Origin of the sequence: Lysinibacillus sp. NPDC096418 (genome assembly GCF_044762775.1) — a bacterium.
In the GTDB taxonomy this organism is placed as follows: domain Bacteria; phylum Bacillota; class Bacilli; order Bacillales_A; family Planococcaceae; genus Lysinibacillus.
Genome location: NZ_JBIWEY010000040.1, coordinates 28,626 through 40,483, shown reverse-complemented (window position 1 = coordinate 40,483; position 11,858 = coordinate 28,626). Strand labels below are relative to the sequence as shown.

Here is an 11,858-nt window from a genome sequence, read left to right as displayed (position 1 = left end):
TCGCTGTCCGTCAGACTTCATGGAACCGCCGTATACGGATCCGTACGTACGGTGGTGTGAGAGGACGGGAGTTAGTCGCTCCCTCCTACTCGATTATTATACAGTGAGGAATTTCACTAATTTTTCGTTATCTAGTAAGTTACCTACGAAGAATGCACCGAACTCACCATAGCGAGCAGATACTTCGTCGAAACGCATTTCGTATACTAGCTTTTTAAATTGTAAAACATCATCCGCGAATAGCGTTACGCCCCATTCGTGATCATCGAAACCTACAGATCCTGTGATGATTTGTTTTACTTTACCAGCGTAGCCACGACCAATCATGCCATGTGAACGCATTAAACCTTTACGTTCTTCCATAGGCAGCATATACCAGTTGTCATTGCCTTGACGGCGCTTATCCATTGGGTAGAAGCACACATACTTAGAACGTGGAAGTTCTGGGTAAAGGCGTGCGCGTACATGTGGATTTTGGTAAGGATCTTCGTTAGAATCACCAGCTAGATAGTTTGAAAGCTCTACAACAGATACATACGAATATGTAGGAATTGTAAAATCAGCAATGGCTAATTTGTTGAAATCTGCTTCAAGTTCTTGAAGTTCATCCATTGTTTCTCGTAGAGTCATAATCATAAAGTCAGCTTTTTGACCCACAATTGCATAAAAAGCATGAGCGCCCGTTTTAGCCACATCTGCTTCATTTAATTTGTCTAAATATGTGATAAATTCTTCAACCGCTTCTTGACGTTCTTCTGCAGAAACTAGTTTCCAAGAAGCCCAATCCATTGAGCGGAATTCATGTAAAGCGTACCAACCATCTAACGTAATCGCTGCTTCATTCATAATTCAATACACTCCTCCTAAATGAAAATCATTCACAGTAAGTTTATCATAGTTTGTGCGAAAACAATAAGGTCATGTTAGCGATTTCATGAATTTGACACCTCGAGTAGATGCGGTATGCTAAAAGTGAGAGAAATAAAGGAGTACGACTAGATGAAAAATAGTTTACAACAATCAATCTGGCGTTTTTACGACCAATCTATTAGCGCAAAGAATAGCTCCCCGCTTGAGTCTTTTGCGATGGATGATACACTTTGCCAATTAGTTGGGCAACTGCAATCGCCACCAACAATACGTACGTGGGTTCATGATGCATCTGTTGTACTGGGTATACAAGATCATCGTTTACCATATATGCAGCAAGGGATGAAATTACTGCAATCAAAAGGCTATCATCCAATCGTCCGAAACTCTGGAGGTTTAGCAGTTGTACTTGATGCAGGTGTGCTTAATATTTCGGTTGTATTATCAGAGCAAACAGAAGAACTGAGCATTAATGATGGTTATGATACGATGGTTGCTTTAGTGAAGTCGCTTTTTCCAGAAGTAGCAGAAAAAATTGAAGCATATGAAATTGTTGGCTCTTATTGTCCAGGCTCTTATGATTTAAGTATTGGTGGCAAAAAGTTCGCTGGTATTTCACAACGCCGTTTGCGCCAAGGTGTCGCTGTTCAAATATACTTATGTATTGAAGGGAGTGGTGCAAAACGTGCAGAGCTAATCCGAGATTTTTATGCGGAAAGCTTGCAAAATGAGGAAACAAAATTTGCATATCCACAAATTGTGCCGGAAGTAATGGCATCGCTAAGTGAACTGGTTGATGCGCAACTTACGGTGGAGGCAGTTATGATACGACTGCAGCAAGTGTTGCACAATTTTTCAGATGAAGTCCGAGCTGAGCCACTACATGATGAAGAACTAGAATTATATGCTTTTTATTTACAGCGAATTTTCGAGCGGAATAAAAAAATGTTGGAAAAGTAAAATAAAAAAAGGCGATGCTGCTAACTAAGCACATCGCCATTTTCTTGTTGAAAAGCAGGACTGCTAACAACAAGGTTACCGTTTTTCTCCATTTTAAATACTGGTGCTACTCGCTCTTCCTCTTCATCTAGTGTCACTAGACGTCTAGCACGATTCATAATTTGGACAAACTGCTCGTAGTCTTTACGAATCGCTCTATTTTCCTCTTCTAATTGTGCAATTGTTTTCTCTAGTTTTTTATTTTTCTCAGATGTCACATGCACGAGTTGGCGCCATTTTGTAGACTCATTATTTAACTCACCAGAATGCTGTAAACGTAGTAAATAAGCTATAACAATATCAAGTGATAACGCAGAAAGAGGAATCGATTTACCCTCTGTATCTGCACTTACTGTAAACATATTAGAAGAACGACGTCTTGCTGGTGCTCCTAAAACTCGCATTCTTTCTTTTCTTTCTTTTTTTGCCTCTGCTAACTGCTCCTCATAAACCTTACGTACAACGGCATTCCAACGAAAACCACATGCTGCAGCTGTGCGATTAAGTGCATCACCAGCTTCTTCAAATGCATTTAACTGCGTACTACCTTCTGTAACGTGACGAATTACCGCATCTGCTAATAGTTCATCGTTTTCATCTAACCAAGCATCTTGTCTTACTTTACTCATCTTAAATCCTCCCACCTTCATTAAACTTTCTTTAATATATTTCTATCATGGCCAATCTTTTAACCTTTTATTCATCTATGTTTAAGGAATTATGCTTGAATGCAAGGTGAAAAATGCGATACAATACCCGTTGTAGGTTTGTACGTATTCTGCATACTTAACTATGTGAATGTAATACGCACAGTAGATAATTTTTGTATGAGAAAAATAACATATAGAAAGGGTTGTTGACAAAATGGCAAACGAATTTAAAGTTTGCGATGAATGTCAGGCCGTTAACTTAAAAACGTTAATTCCAAAATTAAAGGAAATCGATCCTGATGCAACCATCGAAATTGGCTGCCACTCATATTGTGGCCCAGGTCGTAAAAAAACATTTACCTTTGTAAATAGTAGACCTGTCGCAGCATTAACTGAGGAAGAGTTAATGGAAAAAGTTTTAACAAAGTTAAAGAATAAATGAAAAAAAACTATCTTCACGATGTTGAAGGTAGTTTTTTGTTTAGATGAATTAGTATATGCAATTTTACAGAAAAGGCTTGCTTTTCCTAGAAAACAGTGTAAAGTGTTGGTTTATTTCATATAATAGAAGAAATACAGAAAAAGAAATGGGGTGCTGTGCAAATGACACATTATGCAGAAGCAAAATTACAAGAGGAAAAAGTGTTTAAAGATCCTGTTCACCGCTATGTCCATGTAAGAGATCAGGCAATTTGGGACTTAGTCGGTACAAGAGAATTTCAACGTTTACGTAGAATTCGTCAGCTAGGCACGACCTTTTTAGTGTTTCATGGGGCAGAGCATAGCCGTTTTAATCATTCACTTGGCGTCTATGAAATTATACGCCGTATTGTCGATGATATTTTTGTAGGTCGTCCAGAATGGGATGAAAGTGAAAGACTACTAGTGCTTTGTGCAGCACTTTTACATGATTTAGGACACGGGCCATTTTCGCATGCTTTTGAAAATGTGTTTGAACTCGATCATGAATATTATACGAGACAAATCCTTCTTGGTGATACAGAAGTAAATACAGTGCTGAGAAAAGTATCACTAGATTTCCCAGAGAAAGTATCCCAAGTTATTGAGAAAACCTATCCAAATAAGCTTGTTGTTAGCTTGATTTCGAGTCAAATAGATGCCGATCGTATGGATTATTTGCAACGTGATGCCTATTTTACAGGGGTTAGTTATGGACATTTCGATATGGAGCGTATTTTACGTGTTATGCGTCCACGCGAAAATCAAGTGGTCATTAAATCGACTGGGATGCACGCAGTAGAAGATTATATTATGAGTCGCTATCAAATGTATTTGCAAGTTTACTTCCATCCCGTGTCACGCAGTGCAGAAGTAGTTTTGAATAATATATTAAAACGTGCGAAGCAATTGAGTATGGAAGGCTATAAGTTTAAGCATGAGCCGACTCATTTTAAAGCATTTTTCAAAAATGAGATTACGCTCGAAGATTATCTATCATTGGATGAAAGTATACTTTTTACATATTTCCAATTTTGGATGAAAGAAGATGATGCGATTTTAAGTGATTTAAGTCGTCGCTTTGTAAATCGTAAACTATTCCAATATATTGACTTGGACCCAATCGTTGAATTAGAGAAGTATCAAAGGCTACAAGCATTATTTAGACAAGCTGGTTTGAATCCAGAATATTATTTAGTACATGATACGACAGCCGACTTACCCTATGATTTTTATCGACCAGGTGAGGAAAATGTCCGTGTTCCAATTTTCCTTGAAATGAAAAATGGAGAGTTGTATGAATTATCGACTGAATCCATTATTGTCGATTCTATTTCAGGAAAAATGAAGCGCGATCACAAAATCTACTTTCCTATGGATTTCCTCGAGGATACCAGTACGCACGGTGTTTTGAAAAAGCAAATATGTAAGATATTAAAAGGTAATTAACAGTGTTATGCACCAGATGTGTGCATAACACTGTTTTTTATTTTGAGGGAAAATAAATGTTTGTATTTCACCGGAGGTGTTATAGAAGCAGAATTAATTGTACATAACGATTTAAATAGTAGAGAACTCGGTACGAATGCTCACGAAGGATGATATGCAATTATCACCATTTATATAGCAAAGAATATTAATTTTCCGTATACTGTTATTTTTTAAAAAAATTCGAGATAACACTGTTGAAAGTTTTAAACTATCGACAAACTGAAGATTACATTTTTTATATTTTTTAGGCTGGAGTTTATTAATAGTAAATTATAGGCTATTAAAATCCGCATGGGTGAGGGTATTATAACTGGTTGTTCAGAAAATGTTTAGTGCTGATATTTATAATGGAGAGAAAACCTGAAAGGGGGTGAGGCAGATTATCGTTGGCGCAGAAAAGTTAAATACGAATGCATGCAGATGTGTACATCATGGCTTTACATACATCAAGATTGCTCGCTTCTAATGGAGTACTTTTTAGAAAAACATGTATTCGAAAAGGCGATAAAAATAAAGGAAAGAGACTAACATTAAATAGTTTGTATAATCACTTACCTTAACTTAAGAGATTAGCATCGTCGACAAATTTGTTAGTTTTCGCCTTAGTAAGGAGAGAAGGATGAAGAAGAAACTAAATATCATTATTCTAACAATGTTAGTAGTGTTCCAAACGGTGCTTTCTCCAATTTCAGTGTTTGCAAGTGAATTACCCGCAGACAATGTAACTGCTGAGGAAAATACAGATGCAGGGTCGCAATTACTAGCAGAGCCACCAGCAGAGGACCTCGGAACTGATGCAACCACTACCTCTGGGGATTCGGCAACGTTGAAACCAATTGTACCACTATCACTATCCGAAGCAGCTGTTTTCGAAGATAGTGATGTAACGATGACTTTTGAAAAATTAACTGTTGCAGGTAAAGAGATTACTGCTGCAACGGATCCAGCTGATTATCCTAACCCTAAAATGGGGGATACGACTTCTATCCATTATGAATTTCAGTTAGGTGCTTTAAGTAAAAACTATGGTGTGGGTTCTACTTTTACATTTGAGTTACCCGAACACTTATTAGTATTTACACCAACTGCACTAAGCGGTAGTAAATCAGCAGACGGCGTTGACTACACTTATAGTACAACGGGCAATGTAGTGACGGTTACAATACAGACCGAACTAGAAGAAGCGTCGCAATATACTATCTTTTTCAATTTTGATGCGCATTTTGGGAATAGTGCTGATGACAGTAAACTAGAGCAAAATCTCATCATCCCTATCAAAGGTGGAGCTGCAGTTACACTGCCATTCGTATTTAAACCAAGTACGAATGAGAAGCCATTGACTAAGACATTTGATGCGATTAAACGTGATGCTGATGGTACAGTTCGCATCCCATGGACTATTTGGGTAAATAGAGGTGGAGAAACACTAATAGGCGCAGAGCTACAAGATACGATTGGTGATGGACATGTTTTAGATACTGACATTACAGTTGAGGAATATAGAGTGGGGTTAACTGGTAATGCTACGCTTGAGTCTAGCTTTACAGAAAATTCATTCCCGATTACTTTAGGGAATACAAACAAGGCGTATAAAATCACGTATAACACAAAAGTAGAACGTGAGCCTGCAAATCAAACTGAATTGTTCACTAACACAGCAACGCTTGTATCAGCTAATTTAAACCCAGCTCCAGTACCTGCTACCCAAGAAATCAAGTATGGTACACCTTTAGAAAAGAAACTAATTTCTAGCGGGGATTCTAACAAAGACAAGTACAAGGCAGAGTGGCAGATTAAATATAATTACTTGGGTCAATCAATCCCAATCGATAAAGCGACACTTACAGATACAATAACAAATAAACATAAAATAAAATATGATTCTACGTTTAAAGTATATAAAGTAACGCTAAGTGCGGATGGTCTAAGTGAACAATCAGCAGAGCTTCTTAGCGAGGGCAATGGTTATGACTTAACTACATCTGATGATCATGAGTTTGTCATCGACTTTAGCAGTAGTGCAGCTAATGGATCTGTTAAATCTGCCTTTAAGGTCGCATATGAAACTGAGCTTGTTGATGAATTCATTACAACAGCTAATCAAGGTACTGTTACAAATACTGTAACTACAGGTACAGGTAAGGAAGATAAAGATAATTTATCACTTGCACCAGATATCTTTAAAAAATCTGGTGGCTCAGGAACTGTTGACTATGTGAATAAAACAATCACATGGACACTTACGATTAAGGCAGAAAAAGACTTAGTAAATTTCCGAGTGGAAGATAACTTCACTACAGACAATAAAAATGGTAAATCATTGAAGCATACACTAACTGAGTGGAGCGCGACAGAACTTTACAACGTGTCAGGTGTAAATTCTTCAAATTATACAATTACAAATCCAGCTAGTGGTACTCCAGCGGCGGGTGATGAAGGATTTGTCTTAACGTTTACAAATACAATTCCAAAAGGCACAACTGTAACGGTTCAATACAAAACAAAATTTGAAATTGAACCAAATGGTGGTGTTGCAACTGCTTATACAAATACAGCAGATGCAACTTGGACAGGCAGTACGCCAGGTAAAACATTTGAAGCAAACGATACTAAAGATTACAAACCAGGGGGCACATCACCAACTGGTAATAACGGTTATAAAAAAGTTGATGTAAACCATCAAACACAAGAATTCTCTTGGAGAATTGGTGTGAATATTAATAAAAGGGATATCAATAACGCAACATTAACAGATACTCTGGGTGCTGGTCATCATATCGTGATTCCAGATGGACAAACACTAAAAGAACAAATTACTGTAAAACGTTTATCATTAACAACTGAAGAAGGTAAGCCAATTGGAGATTTAGATTCAAGTAAATGGAATGTTGAAACAGTGACAGGCGACAACGGAGCAGTAACAGCCTTTAAAATTACATTTGTAAATTTAGATACTGGTGACAACAACGAAGCATATTTGATTGAGTACAAAACAAAGGATTCTGATGATATTTTTGGTCAAGCAACAGGTGGTAAAGATAAATACACAAATAACGCTACGCTTGCTACACCATTTGACGGAAGTTATCCATACGATGCTACAGCTACGATTAAAAATGCAAATGAGCTAATTTCCAAAACGGCTAGTGTTAACAGAAATGACGAAACAATTACTTGGAAAGTGACTGTCAATAAGTCACATTCACATTTAGGCAATATTACGTTAACAGATACGCCATCAGCTAACCAAAAAATATTACCAAATACATTTACTAAGAAAGAAATAACAATGGCTACGGGTGGTGGAACTGGCCTTGGGACTTCTATGGAAATCCCTGAAAGCGAAGTTAAAGTAAATGCAGATGGTAGTTTTAGCGTTAATTTAGGTGATTTAACGCAAAAGGGCTATGAAATTGAGTACAAAACATTCTACATGGGTGGAAATGGCGAAACAGTTTCAAACCAAGCTTCAATTGGTTATGCAGGTGCAGAATCTGCTGGTACAAGTGATAAAGGTAACGCTAATGCAGTGTTTAACTATAACTCTTCTACTACAGATGTATCCGCTACAAAAGGTTCATTTAAATTAGAGAAAATCAAAGTTGATCCTGTTTCAGGTGTGCGAGAAAACTTTGAGGGTGTTGTTTTTGAACTTTGGAACAATGCGAAAACTGTAAAAATTGCTGAGGCAACAGCTGACGCTAACGGTTTAGTAACGTTTGAAAATGTTCGTTATGGAAAGTACCAAGTGAAAGAAAAAACACCAGCAGGTTACCATCCAATTTCAGATTTTGAAATTAAAATGGGGGATGCTAACAATATATTAAAACCTGAAGCTGCAAATGTTGTACTTCCTATCGAAAACGTTAAAATTGTTGATCCTAACAATATGTGTACAAACTTCGAATTAACAATTAAAGACGTTAATGGAAAGCTTGTAAAAAACAAGGACATTACACTACAAGACAACGGTGGCAACATTAAATTTACAGGCAAAACTGATAATTCAGGGAAAGTAAATATCCCACGCGAAGGTGCAGGTAAAGTACAAGCCGGTACCTACAAAGTATATGATGGAACTGTCCATTTAGGTGATGTAACTGTGAAATACGGCACAGGTGACTGTCAAGGCGAATTACAGCCTAAAAATACATGTACGGTATTCACAATTACATTAAAGGATGAAAATAATAATCCACGTCCAAATATTTCAGTAACATTAAAGGACAAAGCAGGTAAAGAAATTGCAACAGCAACAACAAATGAAGATGGTGAATTTGAAATACCATCTACAACACCAGCAGGAGAATATGATCTTTATGAAGACAAGCAGTTCCTTGAAGAAGTAACAGTTAACTATACTGATTGCCGATCAGACGTAACACAAAAACCAAACTGTCCAAAATTCACATTAACAGTGAAGGATGCAGATGGAGAAGTTCGTAATGGTGCAACAGTTACAATTCAAGACAAAGCAGGTAATCCAATTGAAACAGGTACGACTGACGCAAATGGTATCTTTAAAACAACTAAACCTCTTAATCCAGGTGAATACAATGTATATGAAAGTACTACCTGGTTAGGTAAATTTACTGTAGATACAAAATGTGAAGCAACAGTACAACCAGCGCCAGTATGTACAGAATTTACGATTACTGTAAAGGCTGAAAATGGTGATTTACGTCCTAACGTCTCAGTGACATTGAAGGACAAAGATGGTAAAGAAATTACTACAGCAACAACAAATAAAGATGGTCAAATCACGATTCCATCGACTACTGAACCAGGAAAATATAATCTTTATGAAGATAAGCAATTCCTAGGTGAAGTAACGGTTAGCTATGTGGATAAATGTGAATTTGAAATGACACAGGCACCGGAATGTCCAACATTCACATTAACAGTGAAGGACGTAGATGGGAATGTTCGAGATGGAGCAACAGTTACAATTAAAGACAAGTCAACTGGTAAAGATATTGCAACAAAAACGACTGATGTAAATGGCTCATTAACAATTGACAAGCTTGCACCAGGTGAATATGAGGTATACGAAGGTACTAACAAGCTAGATGAATTTATTGTTGATGCAACATGTGCAGAGGAAGTTCAACCCGCTCCGTCATGTCCACTATTCACAATTACATTGAAGGATGAAGAGGGTAATCCACGTCCAAACGTAGCTGTGACACTGAAGGACAAAGCAGGTAATGTCATTGTTTCGACTACAACAGATGCAGCTGGTAAATTTACAGTACCAAATACAACACCAGCAGGAGAGTATAACCTTTATGAAGGCGATCAATTCCAAACAGAAGTGACAATTAGTTATTTGGAAGATTGTGAGACAGAGGTGAAAGTAGCGCCGAAATGTCCAATCTTTACGCTTACTGTTCAAACAGTGTTGGGTACACCACGTCCAAATGTAGCACTTACAATAAAGGATTCAAGTGGAAATATTATTAAAGGTGCAAATGGCCAAGACGTTGTCACAACCGGAGTGAACGGCACGGTTATCTTCCCGAACGTAGCTATTACGAAGGGGACATATACTGTCTATGAAGGTTCCCAATCAATTGGTTCATTCACAGTAACAGATACATGTGGTGCACTTGTGAAACCAGATCCAGGCAATACGGGAGAACCAGGCAACCCAGGCAACCCAGGAGAACCAGGTAACCCAGGTAACCCAGGTAACCCAGGTAACCCAGGTAACCCAGGAGAACCAGGTAACCCAGGTAACCCAGGCAACCCAGAAGAACCAGGCAACCCAGAAGAACCAGGCAACCCAGGCAACCCAGGCAACCCAGGCAACCCAGGAGAACCAGGCAACCCAGGCAACCCAGGCAACCCAGGAGAACCAGGTAACCCAGGTAACCCAGGAAACCCAGAAGAACCAGGCAACCCAGGCAACCCAGGAGAACCAGGCAACCCAGGCAACCCAGGCAACCCAGGAGAACCAGGCAACCCAGGTAGCCCAGGAGAACCAGGTAACCCAGGCAACCCAGGCAACCCAGGCAACCCAGGCAACCCAGGCAACCCAGGCAACCCAGGCAACCCAGGAGAACCAGGCAACCCAGGTAACCCAGGTAACCCAGGTAACCCAGGTAACCCAGGAGAACCAGGTAACCCAGGCAATCCAGGCAATCCAGGCAATCCGAGCCCAGGGACACCAGGAAATACTAATGATGTGAAAAACGTACAAGATGTTATTGACCAAGGTAAAAAATTACCACCTTACAATGAAACAACAACGCCGAGTCAAAGTACTTTAGATAAGTACAAAGACTTCCTAAACAACTACTCTAAACTTTCAAAAGAAGATCAGTTGGCAGTAGGCGAATCTGTTGATATTGAAAAGATAAAAGCAGCTGTGAAGCAAATGGAAGCACAGTTAGCAAAAGGTAAGCTACCACAAACAAATGGTGCAGACCAAACAGGTATGATGGCCATTGGTTTATTATTAGTAGCGGCAAGTGTATTCTTCTTACGCCGTCGTAACGTTGAAACAAAATAGGGATCTAAAAAAACGCTCCAAGAGAAGAAATTCTCAAGGAGCGTTTTTATTGTTTAACGAAAAATCACTGATAACTAGTAACTATAAGCATAAAAAAATACTTATCTTTACTGGTCGATCATTTGAATGAGACTAAAATCATATGAATTCCTAACTTGTAGAAAATGCTTCAGAAAGCGCTTCGGGTGCATCAATCATTGGATACTGCGTAACAAAGTCAGCTTGCACCATGAGTCGCTGTTTGCCGTCCTCAGTGCATGTAATTAGTGTTAAAATGTTGCCTTCTGTATCTTCAATGACATAGACATCTGTTGCTTCAATTACTTCTTTTACAGAAAGTTTGTATTCATAGATATTTGTTAGATCTGTTAAGTAAATTGCATCGCCTATATTCGTGCGATAGAGAGGTCCAAATAATATATCTTTGCCCTCGAAATAATGGCTGGCTAATGCGTAGTTGCCTTTACCTAATTGTTGAGTAGGTTTCATCGTACCTGCTCCGACAGCGAGTGCAGATTTACCAACGCCTTTTAAAATAGGTAACTGTAATTGTACTTCAGGAATGACGATGCTACCGATAACAGGAAGTTTTTCAATAGATGCTTGAGCTTTTAATACTTCCGTAATGGATAAAGATTGTACTGCTTCAAAATCAAAATCTGCTTCCTTATCTAAATTGGCCTGCAAATCTTCCACAGTGTAATCAGTTGTGTTTAATCGATCACTCAAATGGGCTATGATGAAGTTTTGAATCGGATTAATGAAGATAAGAATAAGACCTATGATGAGCGTAAAGATGAGTAGTGTCATTTTGAGTTTCCTCATCATTATTGCACCCCCTAGTGTGTAGGATATTAAAAAATGGGTAGAGCTCA

The 11,858-nt window shown here is 38.4% G+C and carries 7 protein-coding genes; 4 read left to right on the top strand and 3 right to left on the bottom strand.

Annotated features, from left to right (window positions below; translation table 11 throughout):
* Positions 1 to 96: 96 nt before the first annotated feature.
* Positions 97 to 846, bottom strand: a complete 750-nt coding sequence (hemQ, locus tag ACIQZG_RS21165) for a hydrogen peroxide-dependent heme synthase (RefSeq protein WP_402757588.1) — start codon at positions 844 to 846, stop codon at positions 97 to 99.
* Positions 847 to 999: 153 nt separating this feature from the next.
* Here hemQ and lipL point away from each other — a divergent pair, with 153 nt between their 5' ends.
* Positions 1,000 to 1,830, top strand: coding sequence for an octanoyl-[GcvH]:protein N-octanoyltransferase (gene lipL, locus ACIQZG_RS21160; protein WP_402757586.1), 831 nt, complete (start codon positions 1,000 to 1,002; stop codon positions 1,828 to 1,830).
* 20 nt (positions 1,831 to 1,850) lie between these two features.
* Here the strand turns inward: lipL and ACIQZG_RS21155 are convergent, their stop codons facing one another.
* Positions 1,851 to 2,498: an RsfA family transcriptional regulator gene (locus tag ACIQZG_RS21155; RefSeq protein WP_402757584.1), complete on the bottom strand. Its 648-nt coding sequence runs from the start codon at positions 2,496 to 2,498 to the stop codon at positions 1,851 to 1,853.
* Positions 2,499 to 2,733: 235 nt separating this feature from the next.
* Here ACIQZG_RS21155 and ACIQZG_RS21150 point away from each other — a divergent pair, with 235 nt between their 5' ends.
* The 3 genes from ACIQZG_RS21150 to ACIQZG_RS21140 all read left to right on the top strand — a co-directional run bounded on the left by ACIQZG_RS21150 (position 2,734) and on the right by ACIQZG_RS21140 (position 10,983).
* Positions 2,734 to 2,961: a YuzB family protein gene (locus ACIQZG_RS21150; RefSeq protein ID WP_008179127.1), complete on the top strand. Its 228-nt coding sequence runs from the start codon at positions 2,734 to 2,736 to the stop codon at positions 2,959 to 2,961.
* 161 nt (positions 2,962 to 3,122) lie between these two features.
* On the top strand, positions 3,123 to 4,427 hold the full coding sequence (locus ACIQZG_RS21145) for an HD domain-containing protein (protein WP_402757581.1): 1,305 nt from the start codon (positions 3,123 to 3,125) through the stop codon (positions 4,425 to 4,427).
* 661 nt (positions 4,428 to 5,088) lie between these two features.
* A complete protein-coding gene (locus ACIQZG_RS21140) occupies positions 5,089 to 10,983 on the top strand; it encodes a collagen binding domain-containing protein (RefSeq protein ID WP_402757579.1) in 5,895 nt (1,964 codons plus the stop codon).
* Between the two features lie 150 nt (positions 10,984 to 11,133).
* Here the strand turns inward: ACIQZG_RS21140 and ACIQZG_RS21135 are convergent, their stop codons facing one another.
* Positions 11,134 to 11,811 (bottom strand): class A sortase, encoded by a 678-nt coding sequence (locus ACIQZG_RS21135; RefSeq protein ID WP_402757577.1) that lies wholly within the window; start codon positions 11,809 to 11,811, stop codon positions 11,134 to 11,136.
* Positions 11,812 to 11,858 lie beyond the last annotated feature (47 nt).